Origin of the sequence: Undibacterium sp. Ji50W (genome assembly GCF_049340445.1) — a bacterium.
Classification (GTDB): Bacteria; Pseudomonadota; Gammaproteobacteria; order Burkholderiales; family Burkholderiaceae_D; genus Undibacterium.
Genome location: NZ_JBMPOX010000020.1, coordinates 50327 through 67371, shown reverse-complemented (window position 1 = coordinate 67371; position 17045 = coordinate 50327). Strand labels below are relative to the sequence as shown.

Below are 17045 nucleotides of genomic sequence, written 5' to 3'. Positions count from 1 at the left end.
TTCAAAATACGTCTAATGCAAAGACAAAGGTGTACGCATGGCATTTACCGATGCCATCAGTACCGACAAATCGCGCCAGCCGTAGCCTGCTTCCATCAAATCCATGCCATCCCAACTGAATGCCTGTTCGGTCAACAGGACGCCGCCCAGTTCCTCGTAGAAATTGCGGGCGATGGCGTTGCCGGATATGGCCCACACCAGCAAACTTTCCGCACCTTGCGCCTGCAGGGTACGTGCTACTTTCTGTACCATGCGACGCCCTATGCCGGCATGCTGCCAGGCGGGCCGCAGATAAATCGCGGTCAGTTCAGACTGCATGCCCAGCTTGGGTTCTGGCAGCATCATACCGGATGCAAAGCCGATCATTTGGCCTTCGCTTTCGGCGACATACACACAGATACGGTCGGCAGCTTCAGACATGGCCTGCAAAATCTGACGCCATTTCAACATACTGTCTTCCACGCGCATGGCATCCAGAAAGCTGTCGGGTATCATGCCGCGATAAGTCGCCTTCCAGCTTTCTACCCGCACGGCAGCAATCGCCTCTGCGTCATCTACAGTAGCACGACGCAGGCTAACCTCTTTGATGCTGCTCACAGTGCCGTCAACTAAATCAGTCATCTTATTTAAGCCAGCGTTGCTTTCACCTTGGCAACCACGTTGTCCACGGTAAAGCCAAAATACTTGAACAGGACGCTGGCCGGTGCCGATTCACCAAAGGTGTCGATACCAACCACGGCGCCTTCCAGACCTACATACTTGTACCAGAAGTCGGTCACACCGGCTTCGATGGCAATACGCGGCAAACCCTTGCCCAATACCGCTGCTTTATACGCTGCATCCTGACGATCAAATACGTCCGTACAAGGTATGGATACCACGCGTACCGGGATACCCTGCTGTGCCAGTTCTGCTGCAGATTTAACGGCCAGTTCAATTTCAGAACCGGTCGCGATCAATACTGCTTTTGCATCAGCCACGTCTTGCAGGACATAGCCGCCGCGCTGGATATCTGCGATCTGCTGGGTGCTGCGCTCTTGATACGGCAGGTTCTGGCGCGAGAAAATCAGGGTAGACGGACCATCATTGCGTTTTACTGCATGGGCCCAGGCCGCTGCTGATTCCACGGTATCGCATGGACGCCAGTTATCCAGATTAGGGATCAGGCGCATGCTGGACACGTGCTCGACAGATTGATGCGTCGGGCCATCTTCACCCAGACCGATAGAGTCATGCGTGAACACAAACAGGGTACGGATTTTCATCAGCGCAGCCATGCGGATGGCATTGCGGCTGTAATCAGAGAAAGTCAGGAAAGTCGCGCCAAACGGGATATAACCGCCATGCAGGGCGATACCGTTCATCATCGCGCTCATGCCGAATTCACGCACGCCATAATTGATATGGTTACCAGCCTGGTTGCCACGGACGGCGACGCATTCTTTCCAGTTAGTCAGGTTAGAACCGGTCAAGTCAGCAGAACCACCAAGGAATTCTGGCAGCGATGGCGCAAATGCCTGGATCGCATTCTGGCTGGCCTTGCGGGTAGCAATGTTTTCTTTTTTCTCTACGCAAGAGGCAATCGCATTCGCCACCACTGCATCGAAGTTGGCTGGCAAGTCGCCATTCATGCGGCGTGTCAGTTCAGCCGCTTTTTGCGGGAACTGGGCCGTGTAGGCTGCAAATTGTGCATTCCATTCAGCTTCGGCTTTGGCGCCATCCGCTTTTGCATCCCAGGCAGCATAGACATCGGCCGGCACTTCAAACGGAGGATATTCCCAACCGATATTGGCGCGTACTGCAGCAATTTCTTTGTCGCCCAGCGCAGCACCGTGCACATTGTGCGTGCCTTCCATGTTCGGCGAACCTTTGCCGATCACGGTCTTGCAGCAGATCAGGGTGGGCTTGTCAGATTTTTTGGCGGCAGTGATGGCATTGAACACGGCTTCGGCATTGTGGCCATCAATCGCCGGGATGACATTCCAGCCATAGGCTTCAAAGCGTTTTGGCGTATTGTCAGTGAACCAGCCTTCGACGTGACCGTCGATGGAGATACCATTGTCATCCCAGAAAGCGATCAGTTTATTCAGTTGCAGCGTGCCAGCCAGCGAGCAGGCTTCATGCGAAATACCTTCCATCAGGCAGCCGTCACCCATGAAGGCGTAGGTGTAATGGTCAACCACTTTCAGGCCGTCCTGATTGAACTCGGCGGCCAGCAATTTTTCAGCCAGTGCCATGCCGACGGCATTGGTAATACCCTGCCCCAGCGGGCCAGTGGTGGTTTCCACGCCTGGTGTCACGTGCACTTCAGGGTGACCGGCAGTTTTGGAATGCAATTGACGGAAATTCTTGATCTCTTCCATAGGCAGGTCATAGCCTGTCAGATGCAGCAGCGAGTAATGCAACATCGAACCGTGGCCATTCGACAACACAAAGCGATCACGATTAATCCATTTTGGATTGGTCGGATTATGGCGATAATGACCTTTCCATAAAGCAACAGCGATATCGGCCATGCCCATAGGCGCGCCCGGGTGACCGGAATTGGCTTTTTGTACGGCATCCATGGACAAGGCACGAATTGCATTGGCCATCTTGGTGAGTGTTGCTGGCTGAAGAGATGAAATCATGGTGTCAGAAGGTAGTCTTTAGAAAACTGGTCAGTGTAGCGTTTGGGGGACAGTAAACGTTCCCCACGAAAACCCGATATTTTACCAGAGCATGAGGTCCATACTACAATTGCGACTCTTTGGAAGTACAAACAGACGCAAACAATCGCCAAACAGGGCTATTTTCTGTCATCAAACACTTTGCTTTACCAGTAAAACGTACACATGCCATCAAAAAATCACCGCTTCACGCAAGAAGATTTAATTGAACAATTTCCCCGCGAGACTTTTATACGTGGAATTAGTTATGCAACAGATAAAAAAGTGAAAGGCTGGAGTTTTGAGAATGATTTTATAGAATCAGAAGTTCAAGGGAGCGGGCGGAATATTTACACCCAGGAAATTGAGCTTATCTTTGATAACAATGGGGTACTGGAAGAAGTCATCGGCAGCTGCAGCTGCCCGGTCGAATACAATTGCAAGCATATTGTTGCAGTTTTAATAAGTATTTTAGACCATCAGCAAAAAACCGCTCCTCCTGGCAAACCGGCCATCGAGGTGCCTCTTAGCTTTACGGAACAAAAATGGCTGCATGAACTGGAATTTGCGCAACATGTCAGACATTTCAATGACTATGCGGGTTCCGGCAAACCAGAAAAGCCGGATGACGGCTTTTTGATATTTACCCTGTCAACCCTGGCAAATAGCAAGGAAGTCCGCCTCATACCTGGCAAGGCAAAACTCAACGCCAAAGGGGAACTTAAATACAGCAAGTTGTCCCAGGCTGTGCGCGACGTAATGCGAACCAGTCACTTCATCAAAGGTGATGACTACGAATTACTGGCCCTGTTCAATATGAGCACCATGAATTCCTATTATTACTCTTACTACAATCCAAGAGAAAAAATGGGCGCGGTCTTGCTGGAACGCATAGCCAAGGCAGGCAAGCTGTACTGGTTAAGTACCGAGAACAAGCAAAGTTCGATCAAGAAAATGGAATTTCGTGAGCAGCAACATGCCCATCTGGCATGGCAGGAAGAGCAAGGCCATTTGCGCCTGCGCTGGCAACTATCAAAGCAAGACGACGATTTGCCAGAGGCATATTACCTGCTGCCTACCGACCCGCCGTGGATAGTGACGCCCCGGAGCTGTGGCAAACTGCACACGGCAACAAGCGGCAATCTGGATTTGCCAGCACTGATCAAATTGGCCGAAGAAGCACCGGCAATTGCCAGCACGCGCCAGAAAACCCGCATTGCAATGGCGCATAAATTACTTGAATTGGGCCTGCAAAACACCATCCCCCTGCCTGCTGAATTACAAAGAATCCAGCGCGACGACATCCAAATGCGCCCCTCGCTGGTGATGGGCTGCCAGGAACGCAGTGCGTCAGAAACCATAGACTTTGCCCTGCTCCAGTATTCCTACGATAACACCTTCGTTCCCTTTGACCTGCAAGGTGACAGTATCATGCGCCGCAACGGTGACCATGTGGAGAGCATCACCAGGGACAAGCAGGCCGAACAGGCTGCCTTGCAAACCTTGCTGGACCAGGGGTTTTCGGTATTGGATATCAGTGGGCGTAACGCCGGTGACGTGTTTGTACTTGGGGACCAAAACGCCTGGTTGAAATTTACCACCCAGCAATTACCGCTACTTGATGCGCAAGGCTGGGATGTGCGCCTGTTGGGTAATTACCGCTATGACCTGGAAGAGGTAGAAGACTGGTATGCCGAAGTGGCAGAAGAAAACCAGCAATCCACCTGGTTTGACCTGGAGCTGGGCATCGTCGTCAACCAGACAAAAATTTCGCTGCTACCCTTGCTGGTTGGCCTGATACGCCAGGCCCCGCAAGATTTTAGTGTGCAACAACTGAACCAGCGTGCCGACGATGAACAGGTATTATTGAGCCTGCCTGACAACAGCCGTGTGGCCCTGCCGTATGCGCGCATCAAACCTATCTTGCTGGTCCTTGGCGAGCTGTATTTCAATGAATATCAGGGTGGCGCAATACGCTTGCCCATGCTGGATGCGGCCCGCCTGGCAGAATTATCCGCCACCACGCAGTTGCGCTGGATAGGCGGTGAACGCCAGCAAGCCTTTGGACAGCGTCTTGCCGAATTTGGTGGCATCCATAGCATCACTCCCCCAGCCGGCCTGCGTGCCACCTTGCGCGAATACCAAAAAGAAGGTCTGGCATGGATGCAGTTTTTGCGTGAATACCAACTGGCCGGCATACTTGCTGATGATATGGGGCTGGGCAAGACCATACAAACCCTGGCGCATATCCTGATAGAAAAAGAAGCTGGCCGCTTGAGCCAGCCTGCGCTGGTGGTTGCCCCGACCAGTCTGATGGATAACTGGGCCAGCGAAGCGCAACGCTTTGCGCCTGATTTGCGGGTGCTGGTCTTGCAAGGCAAAGACCGCAGCAAGTTGTTTGAACAAATCCCTAACGTGGATCTGGTATTGACCACCTATGCCCTGCTGCCGCGCGATGAAGAAATCTTGCGTACACATCGCTATCATTTACTGATACTCGACGAAGCCCAGTATATCAAGAATGCCCAGGCCAAGGCCAGCCAGACTGCCAGCCTGCTGCGGGCCAATCATCGCTTGTGCCTGACTGGCACGCCCTTGCAAAATCACCTGGGTGAATTATGGTCCCAATTCAATTTTCTGATGCCTGGATTATTGGGAGACGCCAAAGCCTTTACCAGGGATTTTCGCAATCCCATAGAAAAGCTCGGTGACAGCCAACGCCATGCCTTGCTGACACGCCGCATCAAACCGTTCTTGCTGCGCCGTACCAAGGACAAGGTTGCCACGGAATTGCCTGCCAAAACCGAGATCGTGCGGCACATAGAACTCAGCGGCGCACAGCGCGACCTGTACGAAACCGTGCGTGTGGCCATGGATAAAAAAGTGCGTGACGAGATCGCAAAAAAAGGGGTGGCGCGCAGTCAGATTATTATTCTGGACGCATTACTGAAGTTGCGTCAGGTTTGTTGTGACCCGCGTCTGGTAAAAATCACCGGTGTTAACACGGGCAAGGGTAAAACCCCCGTTTCTGCCAAACTCACAGAACTGATAGAGATGGTGAAAGAATTGCTTTCTGAAGGCCGCAAGATACTGGTATTTTCACAGTTCACCAGCATGCTGGAATTGATAGCCGAAGCCCTGCAAGAAAAAAAATTGACCTACGTTATGTTGACCGGCGACACTGAACACCGTGGTGAAGTGGTGCGCCGCTTCCAGGAGGGGGATATCCCCTTGTTCCTGATCAGCCTGAAAGCCGGTGGCGTGGGCCTGAACCTGACAGCGGCAGACACCGTCATCCACTATGACCCGTGGTGGAACCCGGCCGCAGAAAACCAGGCTACCGACCGCGCCTGGCGTATTGGGCAAGACAAGCCTGTGTTTGTCTACCGCCTGATCGCCAAGGGTACGCTGGAAGAAAAAATCCAGGAAATGCAACTCAAAAAATCTGAACTGGCACGCGCCATACTGGATCAGGGCGAGGTCGGCAGTGTACAACTGACGGCAGAAGATTTGCAGGGCATTTTTGAACCCTTGAATTAAGAAGGATTTATGGAAGGCTTACACCTGACCGCGGACTGCTTTGACTGTGAAGCAGCGCCAGAATATTTCGTCAGCCCGGAAAGCCTGCGTCTATGCCTGAGCAGTATCACCATCGCCGCCGGCCTGACCATAGTCGGTGAAAAATTCCACCCCTTCACGCATGAAGACGGCAGCCCGGCTGGTGTCACCGGTGCCTTGCTGCTGGCAGAATCGCATGTCGCCATCCATACCTGGCCAGAACGCAATGCCATCACGCTGGATGTGTATGTCTGTAACTTCAACCATGACAATGGCAGCAAGGCCAGGCAGATCGTCGATGCCCTGATTGCCCTATTCAAGCCGCGCACGGTATCACGGCAAGAGTTGCAACGCGGCGAGCCTGGCACGGGCCTGGCATGGGAAGCCCTGAGCAACAACAGCTTTGCCGCCACCCGTATCAATCAGGTAGTGGCGCGGCACACCAGCGCCATGCAAGACATAGAGATTGCCGAGACCAGTGATTTTGGCAAAGTCATGCGCATAGACGGTGCCATGATGACCTCGGAAAAAGATGAATTTTTTTATCATGAATGCCTGGTACACCCTGCCGCCATAGCCCACCCCGAGCCACGCACCGCCCTGATCATAGGCGGTGGTGACGGCGGTTCATGCGAAGAATTGCTCAAGCACCCCAGCATCACCAGCATTACCCTGTGTGAAATTGATGCCGACGTGGTCGCCATGGCACGCCAGCACCTGGGCAAGATACATCGCGGCGCGCTGGATGATTCAAAAATACAACACCGTTATCAAGATGGCTTTGCCTATATACGCTCATCCGCTGATTGCTACGACCTGATTTTGTTGGACCTGACCGACCCCGTCAGCCCCACCGGCAATTCGCTGGCGGCTACCTGCATGACGCCAGCCTTTTTCCAGGCCTGCGCCCAGCGGCTGACGGCGCAAGGCATGCTGGTTCTGCATCTGGGCAGCCCGTTTTATCATCCTGAACGATTCAGCGACACACTGGCAAAACTGCATACAGCCTTTGCCCAGATCCATCCTTACACGGTGTTTATTCCCCTGTATGGTGCCCTGTGGGGTATGGCCATTGCCAGCAAAGAACTCAATCCGCAGGCGATTCTTGCGTCAACGGTAAATCAGCGCATCAAACACCGTGGCTTGCCATTGCTAAAGTATTACAATGCTGATGTGCATCAGGCATTATTTGCCCTACCCAATTATGTGAAAGACCTGATGCCGGCCACCTGAACCAGGAGAAACCGTGAGTGCCGGAAAAGACAGACAACATGGCAAACGCAGGGCAAGCCGCAGCCTGCCGCTAATGCTAGTGACCAGTGCTGCACTGACTGCCTGTAGCAGCAGTGACAGCGACAGCAACCAGGAACTGACCGCCATACGCGACCAGTACAAGAGCCTGGAAGATTGCCGCAAGGATTGGGGTGATGGCCCCGCCTGCGAATCGGTCGCCACCAGCAACCTGAATACAAATGCAAATCTAAACAATACCGACACCACAGGTACCAACACGGGCAATGGCTATACCGGCTCGTCTTACGCTGGCACCGGCGGGCATTACAACGGCTACACCATGCATTACTTTGGCCCGCATTACAGCCCGGGTAACCGCGAAACCGTGCAAAGAAGCTTTGGCTTTCAGGGTGGCAGCAGCGACCATGCCGTCAGCCGCAGCACCAGCACTAGTCGTGGCAGCGTCAGTCGCGGCGGCTTTGGTGGCACGTCCCACGGCTCTTCCGGGGGCGGTTAATGATACGCAACTCACTCACACCGCGCGCCGGCTGGCAGCAGCAATTTGAATCCCTGGGATTTAGCTATCACTCCATCGACGGCCTGTATTGGGATGAACGTTATGCCTACTGCTTTACCGCAGAGCAGATCGATATACTGGAACAGGCCAGCCTGGATTTGCACCAGATGTCCTTGCAAGCGGTAGACCACGTCATCAAAAATGGCATGCAGGAAAAATTTGCCATCCCCAGTGCATTCTGGTCGCAAGTGGAAGACAGCTGGCGCGCCAAAGAATTTTCGCTATATGGCCGCTTTGACCTCAGTTGGGACGGCAACGGCGCGCCCAAGATGCTGGAATACAATGCCGATACCCCGACCGGCCTGGTGGAATCCAGCGTCGCCCAGTGGTACTGGCTGCAAGATGTGCATCCAGATGCCGACCAGTTCAACTCCCTGCATGAAAAACTGATAGAACAATGGAAAAAATTCCCCAACAAGGGCATGCTGCATTTCGCCTGCGCAGGGGGTAATGAAGAAGACGAAGGCAATCTTTCTTACTTGCGCGACACCGCGATACAGGCTGGCTTTGCCACCAAACAATGCGCCATAGAAAGCCTGGGCTGGGATGAAGAAGAAGGCGTGTTCGTCGACGATGCCGACAGCCAGATAGACAACCTGTTCAAGCTCTACCCCTGGGAATGGCTGTGCCGTGAAGACTTCGCCAACCATTTGCTGAAGCGCCCCATGCGCATCATAGAACCGGCATGGAAGATGGTATTGTCCAACAAGGCCATACTGCCGATATTGTGGGAACTGTTTCCCAACCACCCCAACCTGCTGCCGGCATCTTTTGATGCCTGGCGCATCAGTGGCAACCACGTAAAAAAACCGCTGTATTCACGCGAGGGCGAAAACATATCCATCTATGCCAATGGTGAAGTGTTGCATACTGGTGGCGATTATGGTGCCGAGGGTTATGTCTACCAGGCCTATGCCCCCCAGCCCAGGTTTGACGACGGCATCACACCGGCATACACCTCGATAGGTGCCTGGATAGTCGGTGATGAACCCGCCGGCATAGGCATACGCGAAGATGAAACCCTGATCACCAAGAACACCAGTCGTTTCATTCCCCATTATTTTGTAGAATAGGATGCCCCATGAGTGAACAATTAGTGGCACACGGGCTGATCGCCTTCTTCAGCCATATCGCCGCAGCCTTTGTCTTGCTGGCGGTATTTGTGGTGATCTATATCCGCATTACCCCGTATCGCGAAATTGCGCTGATACGCGCTGGCAATGTGGCAGCGGCAGCCAGTCTGTCGGGTGCCGTGCTGGGGTATTGCACCGCACTGGCATCGGCCATTGCCAACAGCGTCAGCCTGGTGGACATGTGTTTCTGGGGTGTGGTGGCACTGGTAATACAGTTGCTGGCATTTGGCATCGCCCGCCTGCTGATACCGGGTATCGTGTCTGACATACCGGATAATAAAATTGCCTCAGGCGTTTTCCTGGGTGCATTAAGCCTGGGTTTGGGGATGCTGAACGCCGCCTGCATGACATATTAGAACCTGTTTACGATCTTACTGCGCGGGCGTGATCGGGGCTCATGCGCTGCTCAAAATGCTCATGTACTTATAGTACATTCCGCTTTCTGCGCGGCTCTTCACCCCGCTGACGCTCGCTCGCTACAGATCGTAAACAGGTTCTTAGAATAAGTTTTAAATTAATCGAGAAAGCAATGCCACGTTTTTATTGTCCGCTGCCCTTGAACATAGGTGCCAGCATCACCCTGCCGGATGAAGTTGCGCATCATGTGTTTGTGCTGCGTCAGAATGTCGGTGACAACATCCATATTTTCAATGGTGAAGGTGGCTGCTATGTCGCCACCCTGACTGAAGTTGGCAAGAAGAATGTGACCGCCGATGTCAAAGTGTTTTTGCCGGAAGAATGCGAGCTGCCGTATTCACTGAACCTGGTACAGGCCCTGCCGGAAGCATCAAAAATGGACTGGATCATAGAAAAAGCCATGGAGCTGGGCGTCAGCGCCATACAGCCTTTGGCGGCGCAGCGCTGCGTCGTCAAACTGTCAGCAGAACGCGCCGAGAAAAAACAGGCGCACTGGCAAGCGATCATCGTTGCGGCTGCCGAACAATGTGGCCGCAATCGCCTCGCCCATCTGGCACCGGTAATGAACTACGCCCAGTGGCTAGGCCAGCAAGACATGCACCAAAGGATACTGCTGACACCACGCGCTGACCAGTCACTGGCCGACTGGTCGCGCCATCACCCGGCACAGGCTGTCAGTCTGATGGTGGGACCAGAAGGTGGTTATACCGATGAAGAAGAAAACCTCGCCATCAAACATGGTGTGCTGGCCCTGTCCATGGGGCCACGCATCTTGCGTACCGAAACAGCAGGCCTGGCCGCCATCGCCATATTGAATGCCGCCTGGGGCGGAATGTAATTCAGACATTGCAATTGCAGTAAAATAATGTCAAATTTCATATAAAGTTCACAATTACTGTACGCCAGACAACATACACTCGCCGTTATGCATAGTCGTACACATCAACTTCATCTGAAAGGATAATCATGGGACTTCTTGATAACGCATTAGGCATGCTGGGTGGTATGAACCAGGGTAATAACGGTAGTACCGACTCCAAATCCATGCTGATCCAGGCAGCAATCGGCATGCTGAGCAATAATCAGTCTGGCGGTGGCTTGCAGTCACTGATCAATACCTTCCATCAGGCTGGCCTGGCGGACATCGTACAATCCTGGGTGGGCACAGGGCAGAACCTGCCGATTTCTGCTGCTCAAATACAGCAGGCCCTGGGCGGCGGACAATTGCAACAACTGGCCGATGCCGCAGGCATTTCCCACGAAGGCGCAGCAAGTCATCTGGCCGATTTTTTGCCCGGCATCATCGATCACCTGACACCGCATGGCCAGGTACCAGACGCTGGCAGCATCAACCCGACGGATGTGCTGCAACAGTTTTCGTCGCTGTTCGGGAAATAATCACAGCGAGCCATCGCGCGCTTCCAGCACTCAAAGAAAAACAGCGACTGGCATTTTTGCAGTCGCTGTTTTTTTTAAAATAAATCTTAGCCATGCGCCAACTACATTACCAGTTCATCTTCTGCACTTCCGATATTGCATTTTGAAAACCTAGTTCTGCAGATTCTTTTATCAGACTGCGAGCCTGCTCTACATCTTGGTCGATACCTAGTCCGTCTTTGTGCATCAGCCCTAAAAAATATTTTGCAACAGGGCTTCCTCTTGCTGCAGCCGCAGCATACCAAAAAACCGCTAATTTATAGTCTTTGGGCACACCAAACCCTTGCTCATACATGTTCGCAAGATGAAGTTGTGAAGCTATTCCATTTTCATACATATCATCTGAATCAATGGGCGACGCCAGGGTAAATTCAGCCGCTTTGCGATGCCAATACATCGCACGTTCATGATTTTGCAACGATGAATATGAATATTCCCACCCTAGATAATATTGAGCTCTCAGATTGCCGCCCTCAGCTGCTAGCGTCCAATCTTGTATCACTCGATCTGAAAGTCGCAGTGTTTTAGTCAGAACACCTGGTTCACCAACAAAAAAATACCATGATTCTCCAAGATCGATGTTGTAAACCTGGTGACTAAGATATTCATTTATCTCATAGGCAGAAATATCGACGCTATCTTCTTCATACGTTTTGCTAACTTTGACCTGGGAATCTCGCAAATCTACCGTCGTACCATACCTGCAACTATCTGCATGGGTCCAACCTATAGATAAGCTATTCGTTTTTAAAATTCTGCGAGCACGGTGTACAGTTTGCCATGAAGAATTCCGTTTAACATATACACCATCAATGTATTTACCTGCCAATTGATCTACGGTATGCCACTTATGAAAACTTGAAAATTCCTGATTTCCTGTTAATACCAAATTACTAAATGGAAGGCCTCGGTTATGGTGCTCAAGTAACCAAACTTCACTATCTCTGTGTACTGCAACATTCAATACAGGCTTATATTGAAGTGGATCATTTGCACGGTAAGTTGACAACACCATATCGCCGACCTGAATTTTTTCAATTGGCACCACCCCATTCTCGGTATGCACCAGGGTTCCTGCTACAAACCCACTTTTGACACGCTTTACATCACCAAGATTTTTTTCTGTAGACAAATACCTGGGATCTGGTTCACGTTGTGGGTTCTTTCGCTTGCCACCACAAACAACACATCCATTTTCATGCAAATAAACTTGGTCGTTTGGACATTTTTTAAATTCCTTTGGAGGGTGATCATCGTTGTATGCCCATATTATTTCTTGATCCACATTGGCATGCTCAGCTACAAACGACTGAATGAGGACACGCAATCTAGAGAGAGCAATTTTCAAAGCACCGTAAATAGTTGCCCCCAAACTCTCCAATACCGCGCTTATTACCGCAAGCAGGAACGACTTATCCTCTTCGATATTTGCGACATTCCATGGCAAAGTACTGATATCAAAACCAGTATATCGTCCCCAAACGTCCTGATCATGCGAGGCAAACCAAACAGCAAACATACGCTCTCTATCAGTTTGCGCCAGTTTTGATGCCCCCTTGCCAATTCTATGACAAAATCGTTATAGAAATACTCGCGCTCAAATTCCCAGTACGCTGGCAACAAGTCTGGCCTTGCCTTATATTGATAAATTTTAGCCAAAATACCCTCTTGAACTTAAGCTATTGAAAATAGGCATATCGTTGTTTTAATAATATATGACAGCGAGTTTGCATTTATTAATATTCACCATCACATTTTTATATCTGTAAAATGGATAACTTGAAAGTTGGCTCCCTAAATCACTGAAAAATGGCTCGTGCAAAGACCTACTTAACGCCAGAAGAACAATGGCGAAAAACTGTTTTATATGTCAAAAAGCGAGTGCCGCCGAAGACTATAGAATGGTACGATTGGCTAAGTTACTACGAACGCGATTGCAGAAATTGTCGTCGACTTAATGACAGCATGCTTAAAGAATTATGGAAAAATTCACAACCAAATAACAACTTGACGATTAAGGAAACTCGCAACCAAATCGCAGTAATTATACGTCCACATCGTTTTTTCCTTGTTGGAGATGTGTTGTTTGCAAGCGGTGGCTTTGGGGGACAGCATGATCGCGCAATTTTTCTAAATGGGGTTTCATCCAAGGGTGTAAAATTAAACTATTTCCTTGCCAGATCAGGTGAGGGTTATTCTAAAGGAATCGTTAAAATCTGCGATGTGCCTGGTGATCTCATTGGCTACCAGTGGGATGACCAGCCCCTTTGTCGATTTGTTGATACCTTACGCGTACGGTAGGGCGTAGCCGGGTAGACGCGGGTATCCCGGCATTTTTTCATACTCAATCAGCTGTCATGATAATGAACAATTTTCGTCGTTTTTTTATGGCGCAAGATAAATTTCCACCCTCTCCTTACCCCGCCCAATATTATTGCGCTTCAATCTGATCTGCCCCAGTTCCCCAGTCTTTTTGACATGGGTACCGCCACATGGCACGCGGGAAAATCCGGCGATTTCCCAATAACGTCGTTGCGTCGCTTCATCGTCAAAGGCGCACTGAATATCGAGATTGGCATCAATGATGGCTTGCGCTTCTTGCGTATACGCAGGCAGCAAGGGAGCAATGCTTTCAGGCCAGACAAAATCTATACGCGCCTTATCCTGGGCTATATGGGCACCGGCTTTACCGACACCGGGCAATGACTTGTAAAACAATTCCAACACTAGCTCGGCCGCAAAATGCAGGCGCATCAGGCGATAACGCCGGTCCCAGTCTATGCATACTTCCACATCCTGCCCTGGCAACAAGCCATGACCATCGCCCAGCGTATACACCAGATCCAGTCCTTCCTTGCGGGCGGCAACTACCGCATGCCCGGCTATCGTACCCTGATCGCTTTCCTGCCCTCCAGAGAATGCAAAAAGGATCGTTGATACCAGACGGACATCATTGCCGTCAACTTTGCTGACTTGTGTCAGCAGGCTGGTTTGATAGGGGTCGTTCCAAAAGATTTTCTGTGTCAATTCACATCTCCTTACATACCCCTTATTCAAGATACCAGTCAGGTAAAGCTTCGCGCCGCGCTCTCCAGTTATCAGGAATGCCTTCGCTACCAACAAACGATGCGACAACACCACCAACTATTGCGCATAAGGTATCGCGGTCGCCACCTGAGCTGACCGTTAGCCACATCGCTTTCTCGAAATCTTCCAATGCTTGTCCGCAGCACCATAAGGCCAAAGGCACGGTATCTTGCGCCGACATATTATTACCATTACCCAAAACAGAGACAGGGAAATCCATGTTCCCTACTGTGATCATGGACTGTGCACGAACCAATTTGGAACGCACTTCACTTTGAGGTAACAAGTCGATAATTCCTGCCAAAAATTCTGCATGTTTGGGTCGTATTCCTATATCCCTGTAAAGACAAGCCTCGGCAGCTGCCAGTGCAACTGCAACGGCTCCTGCTATTCCTTCGGGATGAGCGTGCGTCACTTCAGCCGACAAACTTGCCTGTTCCACTAGCAAATCCAGATCATCAGCAAAATAGGCGCCCAGCGGGGCAACACGCATGGCAGCACCATTCCCGTACGAACCTTGTCCTTCAAAAGCGCTGGCAACCACATCCTGCCAGGCCTCACCGGCATTGATGCGCGCCAAAACTCTATGCATGGACGGACCATAGGCCCGGTCATAGCTATAATGCTGCGCAAAACTTTTGGCCAGTGTGTCCTGATAAATTTCACCATGATGGCGCAAGTTCGCGATGACGGACAGCGTCATTTCTGTATCATCAGTAAAATACCAGGGAGCCTTCGGCAACTGCTTTCCTTCATCAAGCAATAGCTTGTTTTCTTCTTGAAAAAAGCACTGGCCGAAAGCGTCACCCATAGATAAACCATCCAGTGATATCAATGCACGTTCTAGTGAATTCATTATGTCAGTTCTATTATTTCAATATCAGAATGTAAGTGCATTTACCATTCTCAGAAAAGTAAATGTTCTTTGATTTTTTATACCTGCGTCACTTACACTTTCGGTTCGTGACTATATGGGGCAACTCAGACGTATCGCCTCATGCGACATCAAAAACTGCCAGTGTTTTTCATACAGCGGCAGATCAGTGACGGGCACGCCCAGATCCACCGCCTTGCGATAAATGATGCCGAGGAAAATATCTGCCTGGGTGAATTCTGTGCCGACAGCAAACTGACTGCTGCGCCACAGGCGGCTTTGCAGTTTTTGCAGATTGATGTAGAGCCAGTTGGCGCGTGTCGGCTTCATTTGTTCCCTGCTCCATTCCGGATGAAAATACCGCACAGTGCTGCCGTTTTGCTGCGGATGAATGGACGAATTGACTGCTTCGCAAATCTCACGGACCTGGGCGCGGGCAAAGGCTGCGGTATATTGCAAAGGCGGATGGGGAACCGTCTCTTCAATGAATTCGGCCATGGCCATGGATTCACTCAAGGGTACACCATCAACTTCCATCAGTGGCACGCGGGCAAAAGGGCTGTGCTGGGTGACATGTTCACCCACCTGTGTCAGCCCCACGTCTATGCGTTCATACGGTACTTGCTTGTAATCGAGTATCCATAACAGTCGCTCACAGCAATTGGCGTCTGGGGCGTGATAAAACCTGATGTGCATAAAATTCTTCCTTGATCGCCATGTCGGCAGGTCAGCAGCTTAGCAACCAGCCATTCCATTCACCGACAAAGCTGCGTTGTGTAATATCGTCATGTTAATGTAAAATAAACAATCCCGCATCCGCCTTCATGTGTGCAAGGCAAACCACCTACAGGAGAGTGCAATGTCCATGAACTTGACGAACAAAACCAGTTACCAAGCCTATTTTACGGTGTTGAAAGGTGATTTGGTGGTGGTAGAGCATATACCGGTGTCGCCAGATGCCCTGGCAGAACTGTCGACCGATCTGCCGCCCGCCAGCCTCTTTGCCACGACCACAATAGAAGGCAATACTTATACAACCGCCACCCAGAGCTTCGTTGGAGCAGCGGGTTTTCTGGCACAGGTCAAACAAGTCCCTCAGCAAGGTACCTACGATTTTGAATTAGTCAACGTGGGGTATAGCCACCCGAATCAATTGCAATTGCAGAAGACGTGCATAGGACCTGTGATTTTCTCCCTGCGCACGAATGATCACGTCGAACAGAATGTAGTTGTCACCGATAATTTTGTAGCGACTACGCTCAATATCAATGATACCTACAGCATCTACGCCGTCATTAACGGTGTCACCACTGAGGCCGTACAAACTAACAACCCTCAGGCGACCATTACCGCCGTTGTCGACACCACCTCGCTGGAAAGCGGATACTTTACGCTGGTCGTTTCCTGATCTGCACGATAGTTTATGCGATAACCGATAACATCAAAGAAAAGGCCCGCCAGTTGACACTGGCGGGCCCTTTCAATATTAGTGCCCGAACCAGGGCGTGTTGACCTGAATTAAGTATTCGGTGAAAAAGTATCGCGTCTTTTTTTTGCTTCCACGTAATCGGGATGAGTGGCCCAAGCACGCAATTCTTCCTCGGATGAAAATTCTTCAAGTGCTACCTGTTCCCCATCTTTCGCGACGAATCCCTCATGTGAAATGTAGCTCTGCATGCCATCCGCCAGCACACAGGGCATGTCCCACGGTGTCAGGGAAATGTCGGTAAACCCAGGGAAGTAGCGAAAACCATGCTTGCCTGGCAAATACTGCAGGTCGGCCTTTGCCACCCCTTCCAACGGAATACTGCGCGCTTGCCATCCGGCACAGCCAACGCCTCTACCACTGTCACCATATAGCCACGCTTGGCCAGCTCATGCGGTGCGGTCAAACCTGCGATACCTGCGCATGCAATCAACACTCTAGTTTGCTTCAACGAGCTGTCTCCCGGGATGAAATAGCGGAGATGAACGCAACCGCAACCAGCAAATATTATGCTGGCAGTCTGTTGGTTGTGGGCAAGCTAAGTGCAGGCAGGGCTCTGATTTGTTTAAAAAAACGGACAGTACAGGACGCAAAC

The 17045-nt window shown here is 50.9% G+C and carries 16 protein-coding genes and 1 pseudogene; 10 read left to right on the top strand and 7 right to left on the bottom strand.

Features of this window, described 5'->3' with window-relative positions; genetic code table 11:
- Positions 1-12 precede the first annotated feature (12 nt).
- Positions 13-621, bottom strand: a complete 609-nt coding sequence (locus ACO0K9_RS22155; protein ID WP_422988472.1) for a GNAT family N-acetyltransferase — start codon at positions 619-621, stop codon at positions 13-15.
- 5 nt (positions 622-626) lie between these two features.
- A complete protein-coding gene (gene tkt / locus ACO0K9_RS22150; RefSeq protein ID WP_422988470.1) occupies positions 627-2630 on the bottom strand; it encodes a transketolase in 2004 nt (667 codons plus the stop codon).
- 204 nt (positions 2631-2834) lie between these two features.
- Here tkt and ACO0K9_RS22145 point away from each other — a divergent pair.
- From ACO0K9_RS22145 to ACO0K9_RS22110, 8 genes and pseudogenes are all read left to right on the top strand, one after another.
- Positions 2835-3110, top strand: a pseudogene (locus tag ACO0K9_RS22145) (SWIM zinc finger family protein); the annotation flags it as partial.
- 57 nt (positions 3111-3167) lie between these two features.
- Positions 3168-6188: a DEAD/DEAH box helicase gene (locus ACO0K9_RS22140; RefSeq protein WP_422988560.1), complete on the top strand. Its 3021-nt coding sequence runs from the start codon at positions 3168-3170 to the stop codon at positions 6186-6188.
- A gap of 9 nt (positions 6189-6197) precedes the next feature.
- Entirely contained in the window at positions 6198-7439 is a 1242-nt protein-coding gene (gene speE, locus ACO0K9_RS22135) for a polyamine aminopropyltransferase (protein WP_422988468.1), read from the top strand.
- A 13-nt stretch (positions 7440-7452) separates the two neighbouring features.
- A complete protein-coding gene (locus ACO0K9_RS22130; RefSeq protein ID WP_422988466.1) occupies positions 7453-7956 on the top strand; it encodes a hypothetical protein in 504 nt (167 codons plus the stop codon).
- A complete protein-coding gene (locus ACO0K9_RS22125; RefSeq protein ID WP_422988464.1) occupies positions 7956-9089 on the top strand; it encodes a glutathionylspermidine synthase family protein in 1134 nt (377 codons plus the stop codon). Before ACO0K9_RS22130 ends, ACO0K9_RS22125 begins: the two co-directional genes overlap by 1 nt.
- 8 nt (positions 9090-9097) lie before the next feature.
- Positions 9098-9505, top strand: coding sequence for a DUF350 domain-containing protein (locus tag ACO0K9_RS22120; RefSeq protein WP_422988462.1), 408 nt, complete (start codon positions 9098-9100; stop codon positions 9503-9505).
- A 173-nt stretch (positions 9506-9678) separates the two neighbouring features.
- Positions 9679-10404 carry a 16S rRNA (uracil(1498)-N(3))-methyltransferase gene (locus tag ACO0K9_RS22115; RefSeq protein ID WP_422988460.1) on the top strand — a complete coding sequence of 242 codons (726 nt, stop codon included), beginning with the start codon at positions 9679-9681 and terminating at the stop codon, positions 10402-10404.
- A gap of 128 nt (positions 10405-10532) precedes the next feature.
- The gene (locus tag ACO0K9_RS22110; RefSeq protein ID WP_422988458.1) at positions 10533-10964 is read left to right on the top strand and encodes a YidB family protein; all 432 of its coding nucleotides are present in this window, start codon (positions 10533-10535) and stop codon (positions 10962-10964) included.
- Between the two features lie 106 nt (positions 10965-11070).
- Here ACO0K9_RS22110 and ACO0K9_RS22105 read toward each other — a convergent pair whose 3' ends face one another.
- The gene (locus ACO0K9_RS22105) at positions 11071-12522 is read right to left on the bottom strand and encodes a hypothetical protein (RefSeq protein ID WP_422988456.1); all 1452 of its coding nucleotides are present in this window, start codon (positions 12520-12522) and stop codon (positions 11071-11073) included.
- 290 nt (positions 12523-12812) lie between these two features.
- Between ACO0K9_RS22105 and ACO0K9_RS22100 the strand changes: the two genes are divergently transcribed.
- The gene (locus ACO0K9_RS22100) at positions 12813-13304 is read left to right on the top strand and encodes a hypothetical protein (protein WP_422988454.1); all 492 of its coding nucleotides are present in this window, start codon (positions 12813-12815) and stop codon (positions 13302-13304) included.
- An 84-nt stretch (positions 13305-13388) separates the two neighbouring features.
- Here the strand turns inward: ACO0K9_RS22100 and ACO0K9_RS22095 are convergent, their stop codons facing one another.
- The 3 genes from ACO0K9_RS22095 to ACO0K9_RS22085 form a co-directional block, all read right to left on the bottom strand.
- Entirely contained in the window at positions 13389-14030 is a 642-nt protein-coding gene (locus ACO0K9_RS22095; protein ID WP_422988452.1) for an alanyl-tRNA editing protein, read from the bottom strand.
- Positions 14031-14052: 22 nt separating this feature from the next.
- Entirely contained in the window at positions 14053-14946 is an 894-nt protein-coding gene (locus ACO0K9_RS22090) for an ADP-ribosylglycohydrolase family protein (protein ID WP_422988450.1), read from the bottom strand.
- Between the two features lie 111 nt (positions 14947-15057).
- Positions 15058-15660: a glutathione S-transferase family protein gene (locus ACO0K9_RS22085; RefSeq protein WP_422988448.1), complete on the bottom strand. Its 603-nt coding sequence runs from the start codon at positions 15658-15660 to the stop codon at positions 15058-15060.
- A 163-nt stretch (positions 15661-15823) separates the two neighbouring features.
- Here ACO0K9_RS22085 and ACO0K9_RS22080 point away from each other — a divergent pair, with 163 nt between their 5' ends.
- Positions 15824-16372: a hypothetical protein gene (locus ACO0K9_RS22080; RefSeq protein ID WP_422988446.1), complete on the top strand. Its 549-nt coding sequence runs from the start codon at positions 15824-15826 to the stop codon at positions 16370-16372.
- Between the two features lie 110 nt (positions 16373-16482).
- Here ACO0K9_RS22080 and ACO0K9_RS22075 read toward each other — a convergent pair whose 3' ends face one another.
- Positions 16483-16755 (bottom strand): hypothetical protein, encoded by a 273-nt coding sequence (locus ACO0K9_RS22075; RefSeq protein WP_422988444.1) that lies wholly within the window; start codon positions 16753-16755, stop codon positions 16483-16485.
- Between the last annotated feature and the right edge of the window lie 290 nt (positions 16756-17045).

Coding starts and splice junctions, on each gene's coding strand:
- ACO0K9_RS22155 (WP_422988472.1), bottom strand. CDS start 621: ATGACTGATTTAGTTGACGGCACTGTGAGCAGCATCAAAGAGGTTAGC.
- tkt (WP_422988470.1), bottom strand. CDS start 2,630: ATGATTTCATCTCTTCAGCCAGCAACACTCACCAAGATGGCCAATGCA.
- speE (WP_422988468.1), top strand. CDS start 6,198: ATGGAAGGCTTACACCTGACCGCGGACTGCTTTGACTGTGAAGCAGCG.
- ACO0K9_RS22125 (WP_422988464.1), top strand. CDS start 7,956: ATGATACGCAACTCACTCACACCGCGCGCCGGCTGGCAGCAGCAATTT.
- ACO0K9_RS22120 (WP_422988462.1), top strand. CDS start 9,098: ATGAGTGAACAATTAGTGGCACACGGGCTGATCGCCTTCTTCAGCCAT.
- ACO0K9_RS22115 (WP_422988460.1), top strand. CDS start 9,679: ATGCCACGTTTTTATTGTCCGCTGCCCTTGAACATAGGTGCCAGCATC.
- ACO0K9_RS22110 (WP_422988458.1), top strand. CDS start 10,533: ATGGGACTTCTTGATAACGCATTAGGCATGCTGGGTGGTATGAACCAG.
- ACO0K9_RS22105 (WP_422988456.1), bottom strand. CDS start 12,522: ATGTTTGCTGTTTGGTTTGCCTCGCATGATCAGGACGTTTGGGGACGA.
- ACO0K9_RS22100 (WP_422988454.1), top strand. CDS start 12,813: ATGGCTCGTGCAAAGACCTACTTAACGCCAGAAGAACAATGGCGAAAA.
- ACO0K9_RS22090 (WP_422988450.1), bottom strand. CDS start 14,946: ATGAATTCACTAGAACGTGCATTGATATCACTGGATGGTTTATCTATG.
- ACO0K9_RS22085 (WP_422988448.1), bottom strand. CDS start 15,660: ATGCACATCAGGTTTTATCACGCCCCAGACGCCAATTGCTGTGAGCGA.
- ACO0K9_RS22080 (WP_422988446.1), top strand. CDS start 15,824: ATGTCCATGAACTTGACGAACAAAACCAGTTACCAAGCCTATTTTACG.